Annotated in this window: 21 protein-coding genes and 4 tRNA genes; 7 read left to right on the top strand and 18 right to left on the bottom strand. The window is 56.2% G+C overall.

Annotation, left to right across the window (positions count from 1 at the left end):
• Positions 1 to 34: 34 nt before the first annotated feature.
• The 3 genes from BBCT_RS02500 to BBCT_RS02490 are packed head-to-tail and all read right to left on the bottom strand — an operon-like array spanning position 35 to position 2,181.
• Positions 35 to 871, bottom strand: a complete 837-nt coding sequence (locus tag BBCT_RS02500; RefSeq protein WP_003836374.1) for an amino acid ABC transporter ATP-binding protein — start codon at positions 869 to 871, stop codon at positions 35 to 37.
• Positions 864 to 1,538, bottom strand: a complete 675-nt coding sequence (locus BBCT_RS02495; RefSeq protein WP_003836373.1) for an amino acid ABC transporter permease — start codon at positions 1,536 to 1,538, stop codon at positions 864 to 866. The genes BBCT_RS02500 and BBCT_RS02495 overlap by 8 nt, the downstream gene beginning before the upstream one ends.
• Complete coding sequence (locus BBCT_RS02490) at positions 1,525 to 2,181, bottom strand: amino acid ABC transporter permease (protein ID WP_003836372.1); 657 nt, start codon at positions 2,179 to 2,181, stop codon at positions 1,525 to 1,527. Before BBCT_RS02490 ends, BBCT_RS02495 begins: the two co-directional genes overlap by 14 nt.
• A 272-nt stretch (positions 2,182 to 2,453) precedes the next feature.
• On the opposite strand from BBCT_RS02490, the gene BBCT_RS02485 reads away from it, so the two are divergent.
• From BBCT_RS02485 to BBCT_RS02470, 4 genes are all read left to right on the top strand, one after another.
• Positions 2,454 to 3,062, top strand: a complete 609-nt coding sequence (locus BBCT_RS02485) for a GNAT family N-acetyltransferase (protein ID WP_231858081.1) — start codon at positions 2,454 to 2,456, stop codon at positions 3,060 to 3,062.
• A gap of 85 nt (positions 3,063 to 3,147) precedes the next feature.
• A tRNA-Val gene (locus BBCT_RS02480) sits at positions 3,148 to 3,219 on the top strand.
• Between the two features lie 45 nt (positions 3,220 to 3,264).
• A tRNA-Val gene (locus BBCT_RS02475) sits at positions 3,265 to 3,337 on the top strand.
• A gap of 33 nt (positions 3,338 to 3,370) precedes the next feature.
• Positions 3,371 to 3,446, top strand: a tRNA-Gly gene (locus BBCT_RS02470).
• Positions 3,447 to 3,510: 64 nt separating this feature from the next.
• Here BBCT_RS02470 and BBCT_RS02465 read toward each other — a convergent pair.
• The 5 genes from BBCT_RS02465 to alr all read right to left on the bottom strand — a co-directional run bounded on the left by BBCT_RS02465 (position 3,511) and on the right by alr (position 10,964).
• A complete protein-coding gene (locus tag BBCT_RS02465; protein ID WP_003836368.1) occupies positions 3,511 to 5,526 on the bottom strand; it encodes an elongation factor G in 2,016 nt (671 codons plus the stop codon).
• Between the two features lie 85 nt (positions 5,527 to 5,611).
• A tRNA-Arg gene (locus BBCT_RS02460) sits at positions 5,612 to 5,688 on the bottom strand.
• A 148-nt stretch (positions 5,689 to 5,836) separates the two neighbouring features.
• A complete protein-coding gene (locus BBCT_RS02455; protein WP_003836365.1) occupies positions 5,837 to 7,033 on the bottom strand; it encodes an anion transporter in 1,197 nt (398 codons plus the stop codon).
• A gap of 385 nt (positions 7,034 to 7,418) precedes the next feature.
• Positions 7,419 to 9,500, bottom strand: coding sequence for a DNA primase (gene dnaG / locus BBCT_RS02450; protein WP_033513175.1), 2,082 nt, complete (start codon positions 9,498 to 9,500; stop codon positions 7,419 to 7,421).
• A 105-nt stretch (positions 9,501 to 9,605) separates the two neighbouring features.
• Entirely contained in the window at positions 9,606 to 10,964 is a 1,359-nt protein-coding gene (gene alr / locus BBCT_RS02445; RefSeq protein ID WP_033513181.1) for an alanine racemase, read from the bottom strand.
• 244 nt (positions 10,965 to 11,208) lie between these two features.
• Here alr and BBCT_RS02440 point away from each other — a divergent pair, with 244 nt between their 5' ends.
• The gene (locus BBCT_RS02440) at positions 11,209 to 12,636 is read left to right on the top strand and encodes an amino acid permease (protein WP_003836358.1); all 1,428 of its coding nucleotides are present in this window, start codon (positions 11,209 to 11,211) and stop codon (positions 12,634 to 12,636) included.
• Positions 12,637 to 12,836: 200 nt separating this feature from the next.
• Here BBCT_RS02440 and BBCT_RS02435 read toward each other — a convergent pair whose 3' ends face one another.
• The 10 genes from BBCT_RS02435 to BBCT_RS02390 form a co-directional block, all read right to left on the bottom strand.
• Positions 12,837 to 13,373 carry a GNAT family N-acetyltransferase gene (locus BBCT_RS02435; protein ID WP_033513177.1) on the bottom strand — a complete coding sequence of 179 codons (537 nt, stop codon included), beginning with the start codon at positions 13,371 to 13,373 and terminating at the stop codon, positions 12,837 to 12,839.
• Between the two features lie 107 nt (positions 13,374 to 13,480).
• Complete coding sequence (locus BBCT_RS02430; protein WP_033513183.1) at positions 13,481 to 13,966, bottom strand: S-ribosylhomocysteine lyase; 486 nt, start codon at positions 13,964 to 13,966, stop codon at positions 13,481 to 13,483.
• 166 nt (positions 13,967 to 14,132) lie between these two features.
• Complete coding sequence (gene recQ / locus BBCT_RS02425; protein ID WP_047750585.1) at positions 14,133 to 16,082, bottom strand: DNA helicase RecQ; 1,950 nt, start codon at positions 16,080 to 16,082, stop codon at positions 14,133 to 14,135.
• 111 nt (positions 16,083 to 16,193) lie between these two features.
• A complete protein-coding gene (locus BBCT_RS02420) occupies positions 16,194 to 17,375 on the bottom strand; it encodes a cystathionine gamma-synthase (protein WP_128805825.1) in 1,182 nt (393 codons plus the stop codon).
• A gap of 79 nt (positions 17,376 to 17,454) precedes the next feature.
• Positions 17,455 to 18,465, bottom strand: a complete 1,011-nt coding sequence (locus BBCT_RS02415) for a pyridoxal-phosphate dependent enzyme (protein WP_033513187.1) — start codon at positions 18,463 to 18,465, stop codon at positions 17,455 to 17,457.
• A 404-nt stretch (positions 18,466 to 18,869) separates the two neighbouring features.
• Entirely contained in the window at positions 18,870 to 19,643 is a 774-nt protein-coding gene (locus BBCT_RS02410) for an ATP-binding cassette domain-containing protein (protein ID WP_003836352.1), read from the bottom strand.
• Positions 19,640 to 20,422 (bottom strand): ATP-binding cassette domain-containing protein, encoded by a 783-nt coding sequence (locus BBCT_RS02405; RefSeq protein WP_003836351.1) that lies wholly within the window; start codon positions 20,420 to 20,422, stop codon positions 19,640 to 19,642. The genes BBCT_RS02410 and BBCT_RS02405 overlap by 4 nt, the downstream gene beginning before the upstream one ends.
• Positions 20,419 to 21,216 carry an ABC transporter permease gene (locus BBCT_RS02400; RefSeq protein WP_192917068.1) on the bottom strand — a complete coding sequence of 266 codons (798 nt, stop codon included), beginning with the start codon at positions 21,214 to 21,216 and terminating at the stop codon, positions 20,419 to 20,421. Before BBCT_RS02400 ends, BBCT_RS02405 begins: the two co-directional genes overlap by 4 nt.
• Positions 21,217 to 21,359: 143 nt before the next feature.
• The gene (locus BBCT_RS02395; protein WP_003836348.1) at positions 21,360 to 22,340 is read right to left on the bottom strand and encodes an ABC transporter permease; all 981 of its coding nucleotides are present in this window, start codon (positions 22,338 to 22,340) and stop codon (positions 21,360 to 21,362) included.
• A 10-nt stretch (positions 22,341 to 22,350) separates the two neighbouring features.
• On the bottom strand, positions 22,351 to 24,006 hold the full coding sequence (locus BBCT_RS02390; RefSeq protein WP_003836347.1) for an ABC transporter substrate-binding protein: 1,656 nt from the start codon (positions 24,004 to 24,006) through the stop codon (positions 22,351 to 22,353).
• Between the two features lie 206 nt (positions 24,007 to 24,212).
• Between BBCT_RS02390 and coaBC the strand changes: the two genes are divergently transcribed.
• Together coaBC and BBCT_RS02380 are read left to right on the top strand one after the other, a co-directional pair.
• Positions 24,213 to 25,496 (top strand): bifunctional phosphopantothenoylcysteine decarboxylase/phosphopantothenate--cysteine ligase CoaBC, encoded by a 1,284-nt coding sequence (gene coaBC, locus BBCT_RS02385; protein ID WP_003836346.1) that lies wholly within the window; start codon positions 24,213 to 24,215, stop codon positions 25,494 to 25,496.
• Between the two features lie 67 nt (positions 25,497 to 25,563).
• Complete coding sequence (locus BBCT_RS02380) at positions 25,564 to 26,334, top strand: type III pantothenate kinase (protein WP_003836345.1); 771 nt, start codon at positions 25,564 to 25,566, stop codon at positions 26,332 to 26,334.
• Positions 26,335 to 26,436: the final 102 nt, after the last annotated feature.

Here is a 26,436-nt window from a genome sequence, read left to right as displayed (position 1 = left end):
CACCGATCTTCGCCGATCTTCGCCATTGCCTGGATTATTCGGATTGATCGGCGGACTTGCGGTGCCTGTCGAATTCAAACGTGCGCAGGAACTGCTTGGCTCGTTCAGTGGTCGGATTCGTGAAGAATTGTTCAGCATTGTCAGATTGTTCCACAATGCCGCCGTCTTCAAGCAGGATCACCTGATCGGCGATGGCTCGCGCGAACTGCATTTCATGCGTCACGATGAGCATGGTTTGGCCGGAATCAGCGAGTTCGAGCATCACGTCAAGCACTTCGCGCACCATTTCCGGATCGAGCGCGGCGGTGACTTCGTCGAACAGCAGTACTTCCGGATGCAAAATCAGCGCACGGCAGATGGCCACGCGCTGGCGTTGGCCGCCGGAAAGCTCATGAGGCCAGGAATCCTTGCGGTCGGCAAGACCGACGCGTTCCAGAAGCTTGATCGCCTCCTGCTCGACTTCGGCCTTATCTCGCTTCTGCACCAAGGTCGGCGCCAGTGTGATGTTGCCAAGCACGGTTTTGTTGGGAAACAGGTCGTAGCTTTGGAACACCATGCCAACACGGGTACGCAGTTCGCTGCTGCGCTTGCTGCGGCCGGCGGATTCGGTGCCCGGCTTACCCGTTTCGATCACTTCGCCGTTCAGAGAAATGGTACCGCCCTGAATCGGCTCAAGGCCGGCGATGGTGCGCAACAACGTCGACTTGCCGGAGCCGGAAGGCCCGACGATCACAAACACCTTGCCATGCGGCACGTCGAACGAAATATCGTTCAATACCGGCTTGTCGGCATTGGCGTACTGCTTGACCAGATGCGCAATCTCAAGACTCGCCTGACCCACCTGAGCCTGCTTGCCTGTCGCGTCAGTCATGCGACCACCTCTTTTCCAGTCGGCGGGCCACGATGGACAGCGGCCAGCACACAATGAAGTACATGAAGAAAATCACCCCGTAAATCCACAGGGTTCCGGTCGGATATTGGAAACGGTTCGCGTCGATGATCTGCTGGCCCACTTTGATGACCTCGACCACGCCGAGAAGCACGGCCAACGATGTCGTTTTCACGATTCGTGTCGCCAGATTCACCGAAGCTGGCAGAAGCCTACGCAACGCTTGCGGCAGAATCACTTTGACGAACGTCTGCCAGCCACTCAACCCAAGCACATATGCGGACTCATACTGGGCTTTCGGAATCGACTCAAGCGCGCCACGCACCAAATCACCCAATTCCGCGCCGCCCCACAGCACGAACACGAACACGCATGCGCCGGTCGCATCCAAATTCCAATTCCACGCACGGGCAAAGCCATAAAATGCGATGAACAGCAACGCCAATTGCGGCATGATACGAATGAAATCCAAATAAATCCTGGTCAACACACGAATGACAGGATTTTTCATCGTCATCAGCCAGCCGACAACCAATCCAACCAACACGGAAAGACCCACCGACACACCGGCGATCCACACCGTAACCCACAGGCCCTGCAACAGGCGCGGAAACACGCCCGGCTCGAGCAGAATCTCAGCGCCGCTCATAGTCGAACCTCCGTTCCAGCCAAGTGCCGAACAATGAGATCGGCAGCAGAATCACCAAGTATGCAACGACCAGCATCAGCAGCGACTCGTACGTGCTGTAGTACATGCCGATCAGATCCTTGGCCATGTACATCACGTCGGCAAGCGCGATGGCCGACACGACGGATGATTCTTTAATCAGGAAGATCACGTTGGCCACAACGCCCGGAATGGATGTGCTGATGGCCTGCGGAATGACCACGCGGCTCAAGGTCTGCCATTGGCTGAGGCCCAGCACGTACGCGGATTCGCGTTGCACGTTCGGAATGGTTTCGAGGCCGCCACGCATCGCTTCGGCCATGTAGGAGCCGCCAAGGAAGCCAAGTCCCACGATCGCGCACTGTTCCGCGGACCATACGATGCCAAGCTTCGGCAGACCGAAATACAGGAAGTACAGTTGCACCAGCAACGGCGTGTTACGGCTGAGTTCGATATAGACGCGCACGATGTGCTTGAGCACGGGAATGCGTGCGATTTCAATGCCTGCGCAGATCAGTCCGACCGCAATCGAAAGCACAATGCCGAACACGGAAATGAACAGCGTCATCACCGAACCGTTGACGAAGAATGGCGCGTAGTGCGTCACGAATGTCCAGTCGAACACGCGCCCCCCATCTTTCTCTTAAGGTTGTCGAATTCTCTACGAATCCGTCGGAACCTTTCCGGCTATTTCCAGGCTTTTGCCGTGGACGCGCCCCATCGTACCGCGCAACAACCACGGAACAGGCCGCGTCGTTATCGGTTTTTCATATAAGCGTTTATCAGCTCCCGAAAACGCTTCCGGCGATCCTTTTCACAGTATTGCATGCTGGCGTTTCCACTGTTCGCCCATATCGAAATGTGAAGATTGGGTATACCCTGCGAGAGAGTATGCACATGCTCATTCGACATGCAACGATGGAGGATTTGGACGCGATTGAGGCTGTGGAGGCTGCCTGCTTCCCACCTGCGGAGGCCGCAACGAACGAGAGCCTGACCGCACGCGTTGCCACGTATCCGGATCATTTCTGGCTTTTGATCAACACTGATGCTGATGACGATGCCTGCTTCCCAGCTTCTGTGAAAGACGGCACATTGGTTGGTTTCGTCAACGGCATGACGACCAACGAAAAGGATTTGGCTGACGTCATGTATGAGAATGTTTCCCTGCACGACGAGCATGGCGCTTGGCAGATGATTTTCGGCGTGGACGTGGCTCCCGTCTACCAGCATCGCGGTTGCGCCAGCTATCTGCTGCGTCGTGTGATTCTTGATTCGACGATTGCCGGGCGCAAAGGCATTGCGCTGACATGCAAGGAACGCCTTGTCGGATTTTACGCCCGTCTGGGATTCGTGGACGAAGGCATGTCTGCTTCGACGCACGGCAATGCGGCATGGCATCAGATGCGCTTGACGTTGACGCAATCCCCTTCTGAAGAATCGTTCGTCGAATCCGATCCAGACGCGAAAACCATGGAAATTCCAGTGGTTTCGATCGCTAATTGACGGCGTGTCGCCCCCTCGCAACACCACCGCGACACGCCGACGATTTGCATTCTGCCAAGAATCCACGTAAGTTAGCACTCGCTTCGGGCGGTTGGCGCAGAGGTAGCGCACTTCCCTGACACGGAAGGGGTCACAAGTTCGAATCTTGTATCGCCCACGCGAAGCGGGTAACGAAGCTGGGAAACCGGCGGAATTATCCCACGGGTGATTGGCGCAGCGGCTAGCGCACTTCCTTCACACGGAAGGGGTCATAGGTTCGATTCCTATATCACCCACTGAATTTCCGCTTCTCACGGCGGAAGTTCTTTGCGGACATAGCTTAGTTGGTAAAGCGCAACCTTGCCAAGGTTGAGACCGCGGGTTCGAGTCCCGTTGTCCGCTCCATCAGAAAGCCCCACCGAATCGGTGGGGCTTTTCGTTTATCCGTTATCCGGTCTTTCCCGAACAGTCACTGCTCCCCCATACCATGCCAGGCGTAGTCGAGATGCATGAATTCGGGAACCTTGTACCATTTGACCGGATAGCCGGCTCCATGCGCGCAGAACACCGAATCCGGCGTGTTCTCCAAGTCGGATTCCGGCTCGTATGCGGACTGCTCAATCACCTCGTCGGCGTTGTGGCATGGCCTGTACCCTGCGAACACGCAACTCAAATGCCCACGCCCGTGCGTGTAGGCGTTCACATCCATCGCATAATCTCGCATTTGGGCAACCGGCGCCTCACCTTCAAGCACCATATATTCACCATCGCCGGAAGGCGTGTCAAACGAGCCGCTCATACGCTGTATGTCAGCCATCGCATGGCCGACCATATCTTGCGGAACCTCCAAACGGAAGCCATACCACGGCTCCAGCAAACGGCAGTCGCCGCGTTCCTTCGCTTCCATCAAGCCTTGCCGAATCGCACGATACGTGGCCTGGCGGAAATCGCCGCCTTCCGTATGTTTCAAATGCGCACGGCCAACCAGCAATGTGATCTTCATATCGGTAATTGGAGAACCGGTCAGCACACCCAAATGTTCACGTTCCCGACAATGCTGCAGAATCAGCCTCTGCCAGTTACGGTCGAGCACATCCTCGCTGCATACGCTCGCGAACCTCATGCCGATACCGGCAGGCAATGGCTCGAGAAGCACATGTGTTTCCGCATAATGACGCAACGGTTCAAAATGGCCCACACCCTCAACCGGATGCGCGATCGTCTCCTTATATAAGATGCCGCCCGGTCCGAATGACACGTCCAAACCGAACCGGTCGTGCATCATCTGCTGGATGACCTCCAACTGCACCGCACCCATCAATTGCAGATGAACTTCCTCAAGATGCGGCTGCCACACCACATGCAGCAACGGATCCTCATCTTCAAGCTCGCGCAACGCAACCAAGCAAGCGTGAATATCGCACTCCCCCGGCAGCAACGTGTACGTAAGTACCGGCTGAAGCACCGGATTTACGCCGTCAGGCTCTTTCCCGAGTCCAGCACCGGGAAATGTTCGCGTCAAGCCCGTAACGGCACACACGGTGCCAGCAACAACCGAATCGACCGTAGTGAATTTCGCGCCGGAATACACGCGCACCTGATCGGCTTTCTCATGCCACATACCATCGTCGTCGATTTTCGACTCGCCAAGGTCGGCGCCAACCCGCGCAGTGCCGGAAAGCATCGTCTTCGCCTTGAATTCACCACCCGTTACCTTGAGCCATGTCAGGCGATTGCCTTGCGCATCGTGCGATACCTTATATATACGCGCACCGAATTCGCTGTCGTACTCCGGCTCGCGCACATACCGCTCGAATCCTGCGACGAACTCGTCAATACCGTCCATTTTCAGCGCGGATCCGAAGAAACACGGGAACAAGACACGATCAGCAATCATCTCACGAATGGTTTCATCCTGAATCGTTCCGCTTTCCAAATACAATTCCATGGCGGTTTCGCTTTGCATGGCGATATCTTCCATAACATCGGCAAGCGCCGCATTGTCATCATGCGATCCGGTGAAATCGATGCAGCCATCCGAGAAACGCTTCTTCAGCTGATTGAGCAGTTTCGTTTTGTCAGCTGCGGGAGCGTCCATTTTATTGATGAAGATGAAAGTGGGCACGTTGTAACGTTTCAGCAATCGCCATAATGTTTCGGTATGCCCTTGGATGCCATCAGCACCGGAAATGACCAGAATCGCATAGTCGAGCACGGCGAGGGTTCGTTCCATTTCCGCCGAAAAATCGACGTGTCCCGGAGTGTCAAGCAAGGTGAGAGTGAGGTTCGGCGTGGTGATGATCGCCGGTTCGGTGAAGATGGTGATGCCTCGCTGCCGTTCCATCGTGTTGGTGTCGAGAAACGCGTCGCCATGGTCGACACGGCCGAGTTTGCGTACGTTGCCCGTGGCATACAGCAACGCTTCCGACAGCGTGGTTTTGCCGGCGTCAACATGCGCCAGAATGCCGGTGACGATTCGTTTCATGGGCTCCTCCCATTGCCGAGCTACCGCCGAAGCAGCAGCCTATCGATATGCGAAAGCCCTTACGTCTATTGACGTAAGGGCTTGGTGGTGACCCCGGGGAGACTCGAACTCCCGACCTTGAGATTAGAAGTCACATGCTCTATCCAGCTGAGCTACAGGGCCAAACTCGATTCAGTATAGTCAGTTCACGCGTTCTTGCCAACTTGAACGCGCGGAACACGACCATCGTATCGATGACAAAACCATGAAAACCTACAATTCCCCGACCTTGAAACGAGCCGGCAGACCACAAGATCAGGGGAGCGGAAAATCACGGTTCGATGATCCAGCTCAAACCGACCAGCACAATGAGGAACAGCACATTCACCGCCGAGTAAACAGCCAGATAACGTCCCTTCTTGTCAGGATACTTGCGCGTCACGTTCTTGTAGCCGATCAGCGACGCCATGGAGGCAATCAGCGTACCCATGCCGCCAAGGTTGGTACCGATGATCAGCGCACGCCATTGATCGCAGAAGCCTGACAGCAGCAGCGTGGTCGGCACGTTGGAGATGAACTGGCTGGACACCACGGACACTTCCAGCGGATGCGCCCCCACCAAGGAGGCGGCCAGCTCGTAGAATTCCGGCACGCGTTTCATATTGCCGATGAAAATGAAGAACATGCAGAAGGTCAGCGGCAATCCCCAGTCGATATTGCGGAACACGCGGCGATCGCAGAACAGGAATGCCACCACCACGATCACACACATGGCCCATAGCGGAATGAAATCGCTCACAGCCAGCAAACACACGATGAACAATGCGCAATATACGATCGTGCGCCAACCTCCATAACCGGCGCCATAGCCGGTCACACGAATCTCATCCGGCCGTGGCTGGTCGGAATTCGGAGCGAGCACATTCTGTTCGATGCCGCTGCCGTCGATAGAGGAAAATTCGGAAACAGGTTTCTTGCCGAATGCCACGCAGGCGATAAGCACCAGCAATACCGCCGCGGCAACGGAATACGGCGCCATAATGCCGATCATTTCAGCGGACGGCATGCCGGTCAACGCTTTCAGATACAGGTTATGCGCGTTGCCGATCGGCGTCAACATACTGCCCACGTTCGCACCGACAGTCATCAACGTGCCGACCAGTACCGCATGCTCCTCCATATGGGCCATGGTAAGCACCGCGATCGCGAACGGAATGAACGTAACCAACGCCACATCATTGGTGATCAGCATGCCGGAAAAATACGTGAGCGAAATCAGCGTGATCACCAATCCACGTGCGGTGCCCACATGATGCAGCAATCGTGAGCCGATAATACGGAACACACCGATGCGCTGGAAACCGCACACCACCAGCATCAGGCAGATCAACTGCGAAATGGTGCTCGCATGAATATATCCGCCGTACTCCTTGTCGGGAGGCACGATAAAGCATGAAATAAGAGCAAGTATGGAAGCAACTACGAGAATGGTCTCGTTTTTCAGGATTTTAACGACCAATCGTCGCATTCATTCCTCCGTGAATCCAGTTTGCAAACCGTTTGCAGACCCGGGCGATTTTCTCAAGAAACGCCGTATTCACTTTACCCGAAAAAACGCGTAGTACATGCCCTTGGCATACGATTTTTCCGACCATTCCAATGTTTTTCAGCCACTACGCCCTACTGTTCTTTACCTTTGCAAACCGGCAAAACTGTTTTGCAATTGCAAAACACGCCGAAAGACACTGTATGTCAACTAAGAATTCGTTAAGTATTCTCGCCTCGTTCACCGCATGTTCGCCGGCTATTCATGCAACGCTCGTATATGCGGCAGATCCAAGTGCAAGGCAAAGACATTCGGGGGTTATCGGACGTTCTGGCACGCGGCAGAAACTCAAGTACACGACAGATATTCAGGCGACGTTATTGCCAAACACCCTCGCCTGCAGATCCTTACGCAAGGTCTCAAGTTTAGTGATCTGACCGAGCAGCTCGATTTTCTCGGCACCATCCGGCAGTTGCGCCATGCGACGCTTGTCCGCACCGATCCTGCGCATGATGCCCGTGTCAAGCAGCCGAATGATGAGTTCGGACGCATATCTGCGCTCATCATCGGTCGGCTTGCGCAATTGCACGTTGATTTCTTGCGATTGTTGCGACGCGCGTTCCGTATCGGCGTCGCTCGGCGGCAACGGTAGTTGCATGACGGCAAGCTCGTTGATTACGGATTCCAGCATCGGTCCGCCTGCTTTGGTGAGATTATGCATCCACAGTCCTTGCGGGGTATCTGTGGACGGCAGACCGCCGGCCGCAGCGATGGCTTGGAACAGCGTACGGAATACAGGGGTCATGAAGCTCGACAGCGTGAGGCTGGCGAACAATGTCGGATCCACGGCGAGCGGCACCTGTATCAGGGTCGCCATGAACTGCTGTTCGCAGATGAACACGGCATCGTCGATACGGTAATAGGATTGTTCCGCGGCGTCACGATGTTCCAACGCCTTGCGCGCGGAAGGATTCGCATATGGATTCACGCCCTGCTCCATGCGAGGTTCCGCCGCTGCGGCATTGGCGGCAAAGCGACGTTTCGGCGCATACGCATCCTCGTCCCGCACATTGAGTTTGCGGCGGGCGTCACGCACTTCGCGCTGCATGATATCGAGATCGACGCCGATTTGGCGTACCGCCTTGCGTGAATACAAGTCAAGCAGCGAACGGTCGCGAATCTGCGCGATCAGCGGTGCCACGGCCTTGACTGCCCCCATTTGCCCCGTGGTATAGGTGGTGTCAAAACGCCCGATAGCTGTTTTGATCACGAAATCATACAATGGCTCGGCATTCGCAATAAGCGCGCGAACCGCCTCATTGCCACGTTTGATGCGCAGATCGCATGGATCGAGATTGTCATCAGCCACGGCGACGAACGCCTGCGTCGAAAACGCGGCATCCAATCCGAATGCGTGAATCGCGGCCTTCTGCCCGGCGGCATCACCATCGAAGGTGAACACGATGCGGGAACTCAATTGCTGCCCATCAACCTTCAATGGACCAATCAGCTGCACCGCGCCCAACGAATCGTCGGCGATAAGACGACGTACGATTTTGGCATGTTCCGCACCGAACGCGGTACCGCATGTGGCAATCGCGGTGTCGACTCCGGCCAGATGCATGGCCATCACGTCGGTATAGCCTTCGACGATCACCACCTGACGTTTCTTGACGATCGCAGCCTTCGCCATATCAATGCCATACAGCACCTGGTTTTTGCGGTACAACGCCGTATCCGGCGTATTGATGTATTTCGCGCCGATCGAATCGTCCTCATATAATTTGCGTGCGCCAAAACCAAGCGCACGACCGGTCGAATCGCGAATCGGCCATGTTACGCGGCCACGAAAATAGTCGTACACCCCATGCTGGCCTTGGCGAGCCAATCCCGCGTCCAGCATCTCCTGCTGCGTGAAACCTTTGCCGGCCAAGTACCGAACCAGATTGTCCCAACCTTGCGGAGCGTATCCGCAACCGAAACGCTGGCAATCGGCCTGGCTGAAGTTACGACCATCAAGCAATTTACGTGCGGCGAGCGCGTCTTTAGTCATCAGCTGCGATACGAAAAACTCCTGCGCGGCCTCATTGGCTTCCAGCAGGCGAGCACGTTTTGAACCAGTATGCTCCTTCTTGGCGTTCGACTGGTCATAATGCAATTCGATATGGTATTTGTCGGCCAAAAGCTCGACGGCGTCACGGAAGTCGACGTTCTCCTGATGTTCAACATAGCCGAACACGTCACCGCCGAGGCCACAACCGAAGCAATGCCATACACCCAACGCCGGGCGCACGGAAAAACTTGGCGTTTTTTCATCGTGGAAAGGGCACAGCCCTACATAAGCGCCAGTTCCGGAAGGCTTGAGCGAAACCGTCGCGGACACAATGTCATACAGATCGGCAGTGGCGCGAACTTTTTCGATATCTTCCTTCAGAATCATTCCTGGCATAGCTCACCACCTTAACAGCAAGCGCGGCACGTTGACCAACCATCGAACGTGCCGCGCCCACCATATTGACTTTCACGGCGTGCCTTGTTTCCCACGCCCGTTGCCTTACAGAATGGTTGCGGGATTGAGTTTGGCGAGATCCTCGGCCGACAGCACGTCGGTGGCGTGCTCGTACAGGCGCGGAATGCGGTTGCACAGACAGGTGAAGATCTCGTAGCTGATAGTGCCTGCGGCACGACCCCAATCGTCAGCGGTCGGTTCGGCATAATCCTCACCACGGCCCGGACCGAACAGCTGCACGGTGTCGCCCTCATGCACGCCAAGCTTTTCCGCAGAACCGTGCAGGTCAAGCATGAACTGATCCATGCACACGCGGCCAGACACACGGTACAGGCGCGGACCTTCCGTAGTCATCACACGCACCGGACCACCAGGTTTGATCACATGCTTCGCGCCTTCCATATCGAAACCGGAAGCGGAACGGTGAATGCCGTCCGCATAGCCTACAGGCACGATCGCGGTAGATGTGTCTGTAGGAGTCAGGTACGTGCGGCCATAGGAAATGCCATGGCCCGCCTCCACATCCTTGACCGTGCCAAGCTGCGCCTGCAATGTCATGGCCGGCGTCAAATCATACGTGCCAGGCGTGCCCATGGCCGGATCAGCCTCATAACCATACAAGCCAATACCCGGGCGGGTAAGCTCAAAATGAATCTCCGGGCGCGAAAGCGTGGCCGCCGTATTAGCAAGATGACGAATCTCCGGCGCAATGCCGGCAACTTCCATGCGACGGGTGAAATCCTTGAAATTCTCGACCTGCCTATCAGTGGACGCTACGAATTCAGGCACGTCGGGAGCGTCGGCCACCGCCAAGTGGCTCCACTGTCCAACAATATGCAGCACACCCTCCTTAGCAAGAGGCACCAGCTTGGCGAGCGCCGCATCGAACGTGGCCGGAGTGAATCCATTACGTCCGAAACCGGAATCGACCTTCACGTGTACACGAGCGGTTTTCCCAAGACGACGCGCCGCGGCCGCAACGCCGTCAATGCCCGGCAATGAGCCTACGGAAATATCGATATCATTGTCGATCAGCTCGTCAAAAGGCACGGCCATGCCGTTATATACCCATGTCAGAATGTGGCAGCGGTCCGGCCCGATGCCCGCCTTGCGCAGCAGCAGTGCCTCATGCGATTGCGCCGTGCCCAGCCAGGTCGCACCTCCCGCAAGTGCCGCGAGCGCGGCCGGAATAAGACCATGCCCGTACGCGTCGGCCTTGACCACGCCCATCACGGCGGTGCCGGAATTCGGACCGCCAACCACGCTCACCAAATGACGCATGTTGTTTCGCAATGCGGCCATATCGACGATGGCCTGCGCCGGGTATTGCTTTTGGGCGGCCTCATAATTGGCCTTGCCTTGTTCGGATGAGAATTGCCATTCACGGGCAGCATTGAAAGTCATGGCTCTATTGTTGCGCTCCCACGTGACGGCTTTGGAAAGACGCGCACACATGATGAGACGATTCACGGGGTTTTCACGTTTTTGTCCGCGCCAGGTTTTTACACTCTCCTTACATAAGGCGCGTACACCTCCCGTATATGAGGCGTTCAGCCCTTCTTTTGATTTCTGGCGTTTGAGGCGTGCCAGAGTCCCGGAAATCCGTCCGGTCCAGCCCATATAAAACCATTTTTAGGGAATTAAGACCATGGATCTTTTTCGCAAAAAGTCAGTGGACCAGCTCGTGTCCGAGTCAACTCCGCTGAAGCGCACATTGAAAACGTTTGACCTTACCATGCTGGGAATCGGCGCCATCATCGGCACTGGCATTTTCGTGCTTACCGGCAAGGGCGCCCTCACCGCAGGTCCGGCATTGTGCGTCTCCTTCCTTCTGGCCGCAGTCTGCTGCGGTTTCGCAGGATTGTGCTATGCGGAGTTCGCCGCAATGGCACCAGTGTCCGGTTCCGCATATTCGTACGCGTATTTGGCGTTCGGCGAGCTGATCGCGTTTGTGATCGGCTGGGATTTGATTTTGGAATACGCATTGCAGGCGGCCACCGTGTCCGCCGGATGGTCCGGATATTTCAACAAACTGTTGGAAGGTTTCGGCTTGCATCTACCAGTTGAACTGACCGCGGCATACGGCACCACGCCAGGCGTAACCACATACTTCAACCTGCCTGGTTTCGCAATCGTGCTCATCATCACTTGGGTGCTGTCCATTGGCATCAACCAGACGAAGAAAACCAACGATATTATGGTGATGATCAAACTGGCCATCATCGTGCTGTTCATCGTATGCACCGTCTGGTATATCAATCCTGCTAATTGGAAGCCGTTCTCCCCGTACGGCATTTACACGTTCCAGCCGGGCTCCACACAGCCGTACGGCATTGTTCCGGCCGCGTCGATCGTGTTCTTCAGCTTCATCGGCTTCGACGCCGTCTCCTCCTCCGCCGAGGAGACCATCAATCCGAACAAGACACTGCCGCGCGGCATTCTTATTTCGTTGGCCGTGTCGACTGTGCTGTACATCATCATGACGCTGATTATGACCGGTGTGGTGCCATACAAGGAGTTCGCGAACTTCATTGACGCTCCGGTAGCCGGCGTGATTCTCGAAACCGGCCTCAACTGGCTGGCGTTCATTGTCAATCTTGGCGCTCTGATCGGCATGACCACAGTGATGCTGGTGCAGCTGTACGGCCAGTCCCGCATCTGCTATGCCATGAGCCGCGACGGCCTGTTCCCGAAGTTCTTCGGCGAAGTGCACCCGAAGTATCGCACCCCGTTCAAAGGTACATGGTTCTTCGGTATTCTAACGGCCATCGCCGGCGGTTTCATCAACATCAACGTACTGTTCGAATTGGTGAACATCGGTACGCTGTCGGCGTTCATCATCGTGTCCGCGGGCATTCTGTGGATGCGTAAGACCCAGCCGGACGCACACCGTGGCTTCCGCGCTCCGGGCGTGCCATTCACGCCAATCTGCGCGATCATTTTCTGCTTCATTCTGATTTGCGGTTTGAATTGGGAGACTTGGGTGCGTTTCGCAATCTGGTTCGCCCTTGGTTTGATCGTGTATTTCGTGTACAGCCGCAAGCATTCCGCATTGAACGAGCCAGGACTGTTCTAAAAACCGGCAATACTGTTGCTTTTGATATATATCTTTCGTAAGACATATATCAAAAGCAACACAATCGGATATAACAATCCCGTTGAACATCTGAAATACGATATTCAACGGGATTTTTGCTTCTCGATAGCGAAGACTATTTACAATTGTTTGCGATGAATTTATATTGATTGACACCAATCCATACAAATCCGAAAATCTCACCATTCATGACGCTGATAGGCGATACGCGTGGTGTCGGACGGCCTGTCAAGCAACTGAATCAAGCCGCAGCGCGCGAAACCATTCGATTCGAGCACATGCTGCATGGCCTTGTTGTTGGGATGCGTATCCGCGCGCACATTGCCGTAATGTTCGATGCACCAGTTGATGCAGTCCTTCGCCGCACCCTTGGCGAGACCCGACGAGGCGATCCGATGGATGGTCACATACGGATCGTCATCCAGCCAGGCACCATCGATATTCACATATGTCGGGTCGATGCCCGGGCACAATGCGAACTGGGCTAGCACACGTTCCTCGCCATCAACCGTATCGACAAGCAACACGGTGCGCTGTGATTCGACATCGTCACGAACCACTTCCTCACGCGGGAACTTATCACCCCACTGCGTGGGATTGCCATTGGAGGCCATCAACTTGCGGGCATGCTCATAAATCTTCAGCATGGTCGGCAAATCGGCCATAGTGGCACGACGGAACCGCCGTTCAGAGGTAATGACGCTCTCCTCACCCATCTCATTCACCTTTGCATCACCTTGTCTTCTTCCGAGCGTCAAAAATACCATGCCCACGGCACAGTATTCGCAATATGCTCGAAAACAGACGTGCAATCGCACGCGAATCAGACTAGGCGGCGCTCAAACGCGTCAGAGCTGATGCCCTTGGCGAGAATATCCTTACACCATTCCTTCGCCGTGAACAAGCTATGGTCGCGGTAATTGCCGCAGCTTTCGATGGTGGTGGCAGGAACGTCATCCCATGTGGCCTCATATGCGATGAATTCCAACGCCTCCTTCAACGCGAGCGCCACTTCTTCCGTGGAATGCTCACCCCACGTCAATAGATGGAAACCGGTACGGCAGCCGAACGGAGAACAATCGATATAACCGTCGATACGTTCACGCAGCAGCACCGCAATCGTATGTTCGATGGTGTGCAGGCCACCGGTCGGAATCGCATTCTCATTCGGCTGCACCAAACGCAAATCATAATTAGAAATCACATCGCCATTCGGACCGGTCTGCGTGTCGATATAACGCACATACGGAGCCTTCACCTTGGTGTGGTCGAGCTGGAAGCTTTCCACAACCGGCTTGTCTTCTGCCATCATCAATCCTTTCTTCAACAACTGTTCGTCTCTACTGTCGCCGTTTTGCCGGCATACGTCAACCTCACCGCCATACATGTTGCCGATAACGTGTTACGTATCATATAAAACGCAGGGTTTTGCAATAATCGATACGATTATTCCTCAAGCTGACACGTCACATGATTCATGCAGCGAAATCGCGGATCACTTCCATGAACCGTTCGCCATACGCTTCCAATTTGAGCGCACCAACGCCGTTGACTTGCGAGAATTGCTCGCCAGTGACCGGCCTGACACGCACCATATCGCGCAACGTTTTATCGGAAAAGACGATATACGGGGGTTTACCGAGTTCGCGGGCAATGTCAAGCCGCAACGCACGCAGTTTGGCGAACAATTCCTCGTCTCCGTCGCCCGGCACATACGATCCCATAGCCTGAGAGCCTACGGACGGCGATTCCGCACGTTTCGCAGCGTGCTTCCGTTCGATCTTCTTGATTTCATAATGAAAATTCGGTGCGACCGTTTCCGCCGCACGTTCACCAAAGCGAACGATCGGCATGGAGCCTTCCGAAATGGAAAGAAAACCATCCGTCGCCATCTGGCTGAGCACGTCACGAATCCGTGCCTCCGAAGTCTCGCTCAACATGCCGTATGTCGGCAGATCGGCAGGATGGAGATAGTTCAAATCCTGCGCTTTCGATCCCCGCAGCACTTTGACGATCTTCCCCGAACCGACCTTCTGGTTCACGTCATGCACGCAGCGGCTGATGGCCCGCGCGATATCCGTGACGTCAACGGTTTCAAACGTATTCCCGCAGTTCGCACATCCTCCCACGCACATGCCGTCATCACGGACGGCCGCTCCCCCGGCCTCACCGAAATACCTGGTCATATACTCGTGCAGACAATCCGTGGTACGGCAATAACCGATCATGGCGTTGAGCAGACGCCGTTTCGACGCACGCACGACCTCCTGCTCTTCGGCGGTCAAACGCTCGTTCTCATAATCCGAAGCAAGCAGCCTTCGCCTCGTAGCAATATCAGATTCGTTCCACAGCAACGTGCACCGGCTCGGCTCGCCGTCACGCCCCGCACGACCGGCCTCCTGATAGTACGCTTCAATCGATTCCGGCATATTATGGTGGATCACATAACGCACGTTCGACTTGTCGATGCCCATGCCGAACGCATTCGTGGCAACCACCACAGGCACACGGTCGGTTACGAAATCACGTTGCGCCCGTCCCCTCGTTTCGGCCGACATACCGCCATGATAGGCGACTGCGATCGTGCCGATTCGCGTCGCATCCTCACCTTTCGCCGCACGCAGCTCGCGCACGGCGATATTTAATGATTCGGCAAGCGACTCCACTTCCTTGCGGGTCGCGCAATACACGATGCCGGATTCGTCAGGATGATCCGCAATATACGAAGCCACCCACGAAGCCTTATGTTTCCTCTCCATCCTGATCACGTCGAAATACAGGTTAGCCCTGTCGAAGCCGGTGACGGTGACGGACGGATCACGCAATCCGAGAATTCCGATAATATCGCGGCGCACCCGTTCCGTCGCGGTCGCAGTGAACGCGGCAACCGTCGGACGAGTCGGCAACGCCTTCAGAAAATCGCCGATACCAAGATATGACGAACGGAAATCCTGACCCCATTGCGACACGCAATGCGCTTCGTCAACGGCGACCAGAGAAATCGGCACACGACTGGCGAACGTACGGAAACGTTCGGTTTCCAAACGTTCCGGAGCCACATACAGCAGTCTGATCCGTCCCGACAACGCCTGTGCGAACACCAGATCCTGTTCGTCGGGACTTTGCGTGGTATTGATGAACGCGGCTGAAATGCCCACGTCGTTGAGCGCGTCGACCTGATCGCGCATCAACGAGATCAACGGGGAAATGACGATGGTCATGCCCGGAAGAAGCGTGGCGGGAATCTGGTAGCAGATCGACTTGCCAGCACCGGTGGGCATGACACCGAGCGCATCACGACCTTGGATAATCGCATTGACTACGCCTTCTTGACCGGGACGGAAGGCGTCATATCCGAAATAATGCTTCAGAGCACCCAGCGCACGGGGACCAACGGATTCAACGGAACCAACAGCTTGCGTCATGGTTTCCAAGTGTATCAATGCCATGTAATGCCGGTGGGCGGCGAAGAACGGAACGGCCGGCGTAAGCTCCTTTCCTATGCTGGCCGTCCCATCGCCCGAATAATAAAGAAATCAGATCTGGTGGAGCGCCTGCTCCAGATCGGCGATCAGGTCGTCCGCATCTTCAAGACCGACGGAAAGTCGCACGAGATTGGCGGGCACTTCCAGCGTGGTACCGGCGACGGAAGCGTGGGTCATGGCGCCCGGATGCTCAATCAGGGATTCCACGCCGCCCAACGACTCGGCCAAGGTGAACACTTCCGTGGCACCAGCGAACTTCTTTGCCGCTTCGAATCCAGCTGCGATCTGCACGGAGATCATGCCTCCGAAGCCTCCATGCATCTGTCGTGCGGCAATCTCGTGGCCTGGATGGGATTCCAGTCCCGGGTACCATACGCGTTCCACTTCAGGGCGGGTTTCCAGCCATTGCGCCACCTTCATGGCGTTACGGCTGTGCTGCTTGACGCGCAAATCCAACGTTTTGAGGCCACGAATGTCAAGCCAAGAGTCGAACGGAGATGGCACGGCTCCGGCCGCATTCTGAAGGAACGCCACTTCATCGCGGATTTCCCTGTCGTTGAGCACCACCGCTCCGCCTACCACGTCGGAATGGCCGCCGATGTATTTGGTGGTGGAATATACGACCACGTCGGCGCCGTCCGCCAACGGATGCTGCAATACCGGGGACGCGAAGGTGTTGTCCACCACCACTTTGGTGTCATGCGCGTGAGCGACAGCTGACGTGGCCGCGATATCAGTGATGTTGAGCAGCGGGTTAGACGGGGTTTCCACCCAAATGTACCGGTACTGCTTCTGGCTGAGCGCCGCGGAAACGGCAGCCGTATCGGTGACGTCCACCACGTCAAGGCCGACTCCCCACGGCACGAACACCTTGGAAAGCAATCGGTAGGTTCCGCCATACACGTCATTGCCAAGCAGAATATTGTCGCCCGGTTTCAACGTGGCACGCAGCAGCACGTCGATGGCGGCCAGTCCGGAAGCGAAGCTCAGCGCGTAGTTCGCGCCTTCGACCGCCGCTAGCTGCTCGTCGAAGGAATTGCGGGTCGGATTGATGGAACGGCTGTAATCATAACCGTTGCGCAGGCCGCCGACACCATCCTGCTTGAACGTGGATGTCATATAAATAGGGGTGACCACGGCCCCGGTGGTCGGATCGGGTTCTTGTCCTGCGTGAATGGCGCGGGTGGCGAGTGCGGTGGCGTTCAGGGCTTCGGTGTTGGTCGAGATGGTCATGATGGGAACTCCTTGAAAATAGCGAATGGTTTGGGTTGAACGAATGATGGGCATGATCGTGAAGCAGCTGATCGGCGGTTTACAGATACCGCTCCGCAAGACTTGGCTTGGACGTGCGTTCCACAACGTCGGCGAATCCGTTGGCACGCATCCAATCGTCGTTGAAGATCTTCTCCATATAGCTGCGGCCGGAATCGGGTAGCAACGCCACTACCAGCTGGTTTTCATCCAAATCATGCTCGCGAGCGTATTTGAGGGCTGCCATAACGGCCATGCCGGACGATCCTCCGACCAGCAGGCCTTCCTCCGCAGCCAAACGACGGGTCATTTCGAACGCTTCGGCATCGTTGACCTGCACGATTTCGTCAGGAAGCTCACGGTCGAAGGCCTTCGGATAGAAATCCTCACCGACGCCTTCGATGCTGTACTGGTGCACGTCGTCCGGATTGGAGTAGATGGAGCCTTCCGGATCGGCGCCGACCACCTGCACCTTACCGTCGGAAGCTTCTTTCAGGTAACGGCCGGTGCCGGAAATGGTACCGCCGGTGCCAATGCCCGCCACGAAATGCGTGACCTGATGATCGCTGGCTTCCCAGATTTCCGGACCGGTGGTGTGGTAGTGGCTTTCCGGCCCGTTCGGATTGTCATACTGGTTCGGGCGGTACCCTCCCGGAATTGCTTTGGCGAGGCGTTCCGCCACCTGATAGTAGGAGCGCGGATCATCCGGACCCGCGTCGGTAGGGGTTACGACCACTTCGGCACCGTATGCGCGGAGTACCGCGCGCTTGGCTTCGGAGACCTTGTCCGGCAAGGTGAAAATGGTGCGGTAGCCGCGCTGCTGCGCCACGAGGGCAAGTCCGACGCCAGTATTGCCGGAGGTCGGCTCCACAATCACGCCGCCCGGCTTGAGCTCGCCGCTGCGTTCGGCCGCATCAATGATACGTTCCGCGATGCGGTCTTTGGAAGAGCCTCCCGGATTGAAATATTCGACTTTGACGGCGATGGTGGCTTTGATGCCGTCGGTCACGTGGCTGAGTTTGACGAGCGGAGTGTTGCCGATGAGTTCGGAAAGGGAATTGTAGATGACCATGGCGTTTCCTTGCAAATGATTGTTTATTGGCTTCCGATGGATGATTTCGTTGTTTTTGATTTCGAGAAGCTCGCGTTTGTCACTTGCAATTTTGAAAACGGGACCTGCGATGGTGTTTTCACCGCAGTTCATCCGCATATGCAGCCACGTAATGCCAACCGCGTAAGGCACTGGGCTATGGGATGATTCTTGTGCGATGAAATGGCATCCCACTAGAATGCGGATGCCGAAAGAATGCCCTGTCTCAAGTTATGCTTCGATGAACCACGCGCCCCTCGGGCGGTTGGTCAGCGACAGCAACAACATGAGAAATTGAACATGAATCACACGATAGCACATCCTCCAGCGGCAAAAGCTAACCCATGTCCGAATAGCGGACATGGGTTAGCTTTTGCGGGAGTCCATCACATCGAAGCGGCGTCAACCAACCGTTTCGTATAGTCGTTTTTCGGACGTTCCAGCACTTGGGCGGCCGTTCCAATTTCGACGGCATGCCCGTCATGAACCACCATGATGCGGTCGGCTATGTGTTTGACAACACCCAGATCATGAGACACCATGATGAGCGCCATCTTCGGTTCGGCGGCACGGATCGCCTTGAACGATTCGAGAATCTGCACGCGTGCGGCAACGTCGATGGCGCTCATCGGCTCGTCAGCAAGCAACACGGTCGGATGGTCGACAATGGCGCGGGCGATCGCGGCACGTTGTGCCTGCCCTCCGGATAGGTCCATGGGAAAGCGGTTCCGGTATACTGTCGGATCGAGGCTCACCCTGAGGAAAGCGTCGTCCACATGCGCCGAAATCTGTTCAGGGGACCAGTCGTGGTGGCGCAACCGCAACGGCTCCATGACGGATTTTGCGACACGCCATCGCGGATCCAACGAATCGAATGGATTCTGGAATACCAGTCCGGACTGGCTACGCAACGATTTCACGGTCTGCTTGCGCAGAACCTCACCGCGATAGCGTATGTCGCCGGCATCGGCATCTTCCAAACCGAGTAACACACGCGTAAGCGTGGTCTTTCCCGATCCGGAGCCGCCGATCACGGCAAGGCACTCCCCCGCGTAGACCGTGATATCCACGCCGAACAGCACCTGTCTGCGTTGCCTGCCTTTGCCGAAGAACTTGTCGATGCCACGTCCTTCAAGCAGAATGGTCGGTTCGGCCATCATCGTCCTCCTTCGACATCGAGCGAAAGCTCGCGCGCGGCCCGGACCAGATTTGTGGCTTCGGGCGTCGTGGGACACTCAAGCAGCATGGAAGTCGCGCCGGATTCCACGACATGCCCTTCGGATAGCACGTAGCATCGGGTGGTGGCGCGACGCAGCACCGAAAAATCATGGGTGATGAACAGCATGGACGCGCCAGAATCGTCGACCAGCGAAGTCAGCAGATCGACGATCTGCCGCTGTGTGATCGAATCCAATGCCGTAGTCGGCTCGTCTGCGATAATCAGTCTCGGCGAGGTGATCAACGCCGTGGCGATGCCGACGCGCTGCTGCTGGCCGCCCGACAGCTCATGTGGATATTTGAGCAGCGCATCCTCGGCAAGACCGACTTTCGACAGCATCGTCCTGACACGCTCCGCCCGCTCTTCAAGCGTCAAGTCGTAATGGAGGTACAGCGGCAATCCGACCTGCTGGGCCACTGTCATCACGGGATTCAACGCGACGGATGGGTTCTGGAACACCATGCCCACGGAGCGGCCGCGCAAGGTGGCCATGACCTCATCGGTGGCGCCGACGACATGTGTGCCATCCAAGTCAATGTCGCCGCTTACCTGCGCCATACTGGGGAGGATTCCCATCATGGCTTTGGCGATCATCGACTTGCCGGAGCCGGATGAGCCAATCAGCCCCACGCGTTCGCCGTCCGCAATGGTCAACTGCACGTCATGCACAATTGAATTGCCGTTGATGGAGATATCGAGATTCCGAATATTCACGCTCATGAGATGTCCCTCAATGCCGAGTTCGTCAATGGGTCGATGGCGTCACGCAGCGCATCTCCGAAAAGGTTCAACGCGATGACGACCACAGTGACCACCAGACCCGGCCATAGCACGGCCATAGGATAGATGCTGATGAATCTGACCGACGTGGACAGCGAGTGCCCCCAACTGGGAACGCCCGAACCGACGCCCACGCCAAGGTAGGTCAATCCCGCCTCGGCAAGCAGCGAGGTGCCGGCGCTGATGGAAAGCTGCACGCTGAGCACAGGCAGGGTGTTCGGCAGGATATGCGTAAAGAACACGCGAATCGGACTGGCCCCGGCCCATAATGACGCCTCAACGTATGGCGAGCGCGCCGCAAGCATGGCGGCTGGACGCAGAATCCTTGCCAGATTCATGCCGTATGCGAATCCGCAGGAGATGACGATGACCGCGGCCGAAGCTCCGAACGGCACTGTGAGAATCAATGCAATCAGTACGGTGGGCAGGGAGATCAGCGCGTCCACGACGACCACCGATGTGGAGGCAAACGCACTGTTGCGTGACACCATGGCTGCGACGAGCAGCAGACCGACCGCAGCGGCGACGCATACAGTGAGCAACGCTATCGCCAGATTGGTACGAGATCCCGCCATCAGCCAACTCAGCACATCAGAACCGACACCGTCCGTACCCAGCGGATGGGAACCGGATGGTGACGCCCAGACATGGTAGCCATCGGTGTCCAAGAGACGGTACGGCGTCCAGAACAGTGATATGGCCGATACCGCGACCCATAGTCCGATAACGATCATCGCGTATTTGCCACCGCCGGTATGCCAGATGGATGCGATGACCGTCTTCGCTGCCGACGACCCTGCTGCCGTGTGCTTGGCTCCGTCCGGAACCGTCGCGCATGACACGGGTTTGGGCGATGTGTTTCGATTGTTCGAATCGGTCATGCGGACACCTCCTGCGAGCCGACGCCCGCACTTTTGAGACGTGGGTCCAACGCGCGGTGTGCCAAATCGACCGCAAACCCCAGTAACAGGAACAACGCCGCAAGCAGGAACAGCTCGCTTTGCACGGAGGTAAGGTCGCGGTTGCCCACATCGGTGACGAGCATGGCACCAAGTCCGGGAAGCGCGAACAGGTTTTCCACCACCATCACGCCGGTGACCATATGCGCGAAAGTCAGGCCGATCACCGATACGAGCTGCGGCGTGGCAAGACGCAAGGCGACCTTCAATATCGCCTGCTTGCGGGTCATGCCGCATGCCATTGCCATATCGACCGCCTGCGACGAGGCCATGTCGCCGACCGCCGCACGCGTGTACCGCATTACCGACGCCCCCGCAGTGATACCGGTAGCAACTGACGGCAATACAAGAGAAGACAATGCGGATGACGGATCCGACCATCCCTCATCAGGGAAACCTTGGGATGGGAACAATCCAAACAATCCGCTGCCGCGAGCGAACAGCAGAATCAGCAGCAGTCCGCCCCACAACGCGGGGATGGCGCCCGCGACGATGGCGATCACATGGAACAGACCACGCAGATGCGGATTGCGGGTCAGCACGGCAGCGCATCCCAGCGGAAGCCCTATGACCAGTGCGATAGCCAGGCTCATAACGATCAGAGGAAAGGTGATACCGACACGTTCCGCCACTTGGGATGCGACGGAACGTCCACTGATCACGGATGTTCCGAAATCGCCGTGCAGCAGATCAAGTATCCAATCCGCGTATTGCGCCGGATAAGAACGGTCAAGTCCGAGCTGCGAGCGCAACGCGGCGATGCGTTCGGGTGTCGCCTTCGTTCCCGCAATCACCGCGGCGACGTCGCCGGGAAGGATGCGCAGTGCGAGAAACACCAAAAGAGAAAGACCGGCCAGGGCCGCGATGAACAACCCCAGCCGTTGGATGATGAATTTCATTACCGGTAACTTACTTGGTCTTGTAGACCTGCCATAGCGGCAGCAGGATCTGCGTAAGCTTGCCCGGGAAACCGTGAAGATTCTTGTCACGGGCGACCGTCACACGGTATCCGAACAGCCAATCCGCAGGAGCGTCCTCGCTGACGATACGCGCCGCCTGCTTGAGGTACTTCTCGCTGGTCGCGGAATCGGTGGAGGCCAGCGACTTGGCGTACAGTTCCTGGACCTTCTTGCTGTTGTAGTGGAAGTAGTATTCCGGGTTCGTCCAAGAATAGAAATCGTGGCTTTCCGCGTGGTCCACCAAGGAAAGCTCATAGTCGCCATTGGCGTGCACGTCCTGCAGCCAAGTGGAGAATTCCACATAATTGATGTTCAGGTTGATGCCGACCTTGGCGAGCTGGCTCTTAAGCTGGTTGCCAAGTTCGGGACCATACGTGTTGGCATAGGTGAGGGTGAGCTTCAGCGGATTGTCGGCGGAGTATCCGGCTTCGCCCAGCAATTTCTTGGCCTTGGATGGATTGTACGGGTACAGGCCGGTCAGGTCCTCGTAGCCAGGATCGACGGATGGGATTGGACCGCCGAGCGTCTGGTCGACGTTACCGCGGGACGCGATGATCTCCTTGTGGTCGATGGCGTAGCGGATCGCCTGGCGCACGCGCTTGTCTTCCAGCTTCGGATTGGTGCAGTTGAAGGCGAGCACGAACTTGTCGCTTCCGGATGCCGCGGAGACCTGATACTTCGACTGGTCGAGCCCCTTGGCGAGCGTGGCGTTCACCGGCGAGAGCACATCCACGTCACCGCTCTTGAGCGCGTTAACTGCGGCGTTGTCATCGGAGAAGAAGCGGACGACCACCTTGTTGGTCTGCGCCTTGTGCGCGGTGCCCCAGTACTTCGCATTGGCCTTGAGCACGATCTTGTTGCCCGGGTCGAAAGATTCGACGGTGTACGGTCCGGAACCAATGGCCTGGGTCTTCGCGTCGTACTTGGCGTCCTTGTCGAACACCAGTCCCGGACGTCCGGTGAGGTTCCACAGCAGGTTCGAGTCCGGTTCGGAAAGGGTCATCTTCACGGTGTCGGCGTCGACCGCCTCGACCTTGCTGACGCTTTCGATGGCGTCAGAATCCAGATACTGCTTCTCGATGAGCTGGTTGATAGACCACACCACGTCGGCCGAATCAAGCTTGTGGCCGTTGGAGAAGTTCATCTTGTCATTGAGATGGAACGTATAGGTCTTACCGTCCTTGGAAATATCCCAGGATTTGGCGATGCTTGGCTGGACCTTATTGTTCGAATCGCGCGACACCAGTCCCTCGTAGACGTTGCCGTCGAGGATCTGTTCGAGCGCGGCTCCGGACTGTTGACGAATGTCAAGGCTGACCGGGGAAAGTTTCAGACCCACAGTAACGGTGTCGGCTTTGGCCGATGTTCCGTTCGCGTTTTTGGATTCACTGTGGTTTCGGAAAGCGGTAACACCAATGATGATGGCAATGATCGCAATGACGGCGACAAGCACGTAGGTCCACTTCTTCGGGCCTTGCGTTTTTGGTGATTTGGCCCGCGCGTTCAGCGTGGTGTCGGTGCTGGCCGTGTTGTGCGGCTGTCCCTTTGATTCGTTCTTCTGTTCGGTTGCGTCGGCTTCGCCGTACGCACCTGAAGATTGCGACATGATTGCTCCTGTTTGATTATGGGTTTGCTCTGGTTGACCGCCTGTACAGGTCGATCACCGGAGTCTGATTTTACAATCCGCTATGCCCACGGATACTTCAATGGCTGATTCTCCCAACAGCAATACCGTATGCTTCAGCCGGTTCGATATATACTTGACGCAGTTTTCATCAGTCTTGCCAGGGTCAACGGAAGGACAACACGGCTATGGCTCATATTCTTCTTGGCGTAACCGGTAGTATCGCCGCTTTCAAGGCCTGCCATCTCGCCTCCGACTGGAGCAAGCAGGGGCATGAGGTTCGCGTGGTGATGACCGCAGCCGCACAGGAGTTCGTCACTCCGCTGACATTCAGCTCGCTTACGCACACGCAAACACGCACATCCATGTTCGCCGCACAACGCAACGATTGTGATGTTGCCCATACTCCTTCCGATCCGTTGCATATCAATCATGTGGATGATGCGAAATGGGCGGACATGCTTGTCATCGCCCCCGCAAGCGCGGATATCATCGCAAAAATCGCATGCGGTATCGCCGACGACCAACTGACGAGCACCGTGCTTGCCTATAGCGAGGGGCCGAAAATCCTATGCCCTGCCATGAATGTGCGCATGTATGAGAATGCTGTGACGCAGCGCAATCTCAATATCTGCCGTGAACTCGGGTGGACCATTGTGGAACCGGGTTCCGGCATGCTCGCCTGCCAGGATGTCGGCAAAGGGCGCATGGAGGAGCCTGCCGCGATCGAAGCGGCCGTGGCCGATTTGCTGCGTGCGACCCAACCTGCCGAAACGTTGCCATTACGCGGATTACATGTGCTCATTACCGCCGGCCCCACGCAGGAACCGCTCGACCCCGTACGCTACCTCACCAACCATTCCACCGGAAAAATGGGCTATGCGATCGCCGAACAGGCACGCGATATGGGTGCGGATGTGACGCTCGTGTCGGGCCCTGTGTCATTGAGCGCACCACATGGCGTTGATGTGATTCACGTCACCACCGCGCGGAACATGTTCGACGCAGTACAGGAACGGTTCATGCAAGCCGATCTGACGATTATGGCGGCCGCAGTCGGCGATTTCCGACCCGTCGAGCAGGTTCAGGAGAAAATCAAAAAGAACGGGCGCGTCAATATCGATCTGCATCTCACATCGAATCCCGATATTCTCGCGTGGGCGGGCGAGCATAAAACAGCTGACCAGACCTTGTGCGGTTTCGCCATGGAAACGCAGGATTTGGAAGCGAATGCGGCGAAAAAACTCGCGTCGAAGCATTGTTCCATGCTGGTGGCCAACAATCTCAACACCCCCGGTGCCGGTTTCGCGGTGGACACGAATGTGGTGACGGTATTGAAGCCCGGCGCAACCCCTGATGAGCCAATCATCGAACATTGGAACAAGATGGGCAAGCAGGAATTGGCGGAACGCATACTCACCGAATTGTCGGCCTTGCGCAACACCGACAACACAATTCCGCCCAAATCGTGAATATCGCAAATATCAACCGCAATCGCAAGCAATAGCGTCAATACAGTAATCGTAAGGAGAATTCGATATGCTTCTGGTCGCAGTCGACATCGGCAACACCAATGTGGTGATCGGCTTCCTCGATGACGGACACATCGCCGGCACATACCGCATCACCACGAAATCGAACCACACGTCAGACGAATATGGCCTGATGATCACGCAATTCCTGCAGTTGAGTGGCTACACACCGGGCGATGTGGACGATGTGATCATCTCATCGGTGGTGCCGAAGGTCATGCATTCGTTCCGCGCCAGCATTGTGAAATTCCTCAATATCGATCCGATGATCATTGGACCGGGCGTCAAAACCGGCATTAACATTCGTATGGACAATCCGCAGAACATGGGTGCCGACTGCATCGCCGACTGTGCTGGAGCCTACTACGAGTATGGCGGTCCGATTCTGGTGGCGGATTTCGGCACGGCCACCACATTCAATTACGTAACAGCCGACGCTTCAGTGATTTGCGGACTGATCACCACCGGCATTCGCACGGGCGCGACCGCCTTGTGGGAAGCCACGGCCCAGTTGCCGGAAGTGGAAATCACCCGGCCAGCATCGATTCTGGCGAAAAGCACCAAACCAGCCATGCAGGCCGGCTTGTACTACAACTTCCTCGGAGGCATCGAACGTACGATCACACAATTCCATCGCGAAATCGACGAAGAATTCCGCGTGGTCGCGACGGGTGGTTTAAGCCGAGTATTCGCCGATGATACCGATATGATCGATATTTACGATCCGGATCTGATTTTCAAAGGCATGCTGCATATTTACGAGCGTAACGTACGATAGAAAATCTTATATTTAGATAAATATGTAATCTCATTACATAATAATGATGGCTGTCTTGCTTTCAGTCGAATACAAGACAGCCATCATTATTTTTGTATTTTT

The sequence above is a fragment of the Bifidobacterium catenulatum DSM 16992 = JCM 1194 = LMG 11043 genome (assembly GCF_001025195.1).
GTDB lineage: Bacteria > Actinomycetota > Actinomycetes > Actinomycetales > Bifidobacteriaceae > Bifidobacterium > Bifidobacterium catenulatum.
The sequence above is the reverse complement of the archived record's forward strand: the minus strand, read 5'-3'. Positions and strand labels throughout refer to the sequence as shown.